The 494-nt window shown below is 40.5% G+C and carries 1 protein-coding gene; it reads left to right on the top strand.

All coding sequences use genetic code 11. From position 1 onward, the window contains the following. Positions 1-494 (top strand): TolC family protein (locus J5M58_RS26420; protein WP_243432562.1); only part of this gene is annotated, 494 nt, incomplete at both ends.

The following is a 494-nucleotide window of genomic DNA, read 5'->3' as shown; positions in this document are numbered from 1 at the left end:
AATTATATCAGGATACTTCTATCCTGAATTTATCCTGGTCAGCATTCCGTACAGGTGTCTTGCTATCCGCAATGATCAGCTTGAGTACTTCTGTAGTCGCCAGTCCTCAAGATTTAACGCTGCGACAAGCCATTGATCAGGTCAACCAGTATCAAGCGTCCCAAAATTTCTGGGAAACGCAAAACAGCATTAATGCCACGAATCTTCAGCAAAGTAAGCTGTTTAAAAATCCTGAATTGTCAGTTGAACAAACGGGATTTGGTTCAAATAATGAAAAAGAGCTTGCCATTGGCATATCACAACCCTTGGATATTTTTGGTGAGCGAAAAGCAAACCAAAAATTAGCCAGTCTCTCTACAGATAAAACAGCACTGAAGCAGAAGATTTATCAAGCGCAAATTGAGCTTGCGGTGAAATATGTATGGTCACAACTGGCCATTGCTGAACTTGAAAGAAACATTGTCAATGAACAACTTCGGGTGAGTGAAGAAAAC

It is taken from the genome of Pseudomonas sp. 32_A (assembly GCF_017490905.1).
Classification (GTDB): Bacteria; Pseudomonadota; Gammaproteobacteria; order Pseudomonadales; family Pseudomonadaceae; genus Aquipseudomonas; species Aquipseudomonas inefficax.
Note: the sequence above shows the minus strand (reverse complement) of the source record. Positions and strands in the feature narration are given on the sequence as shown.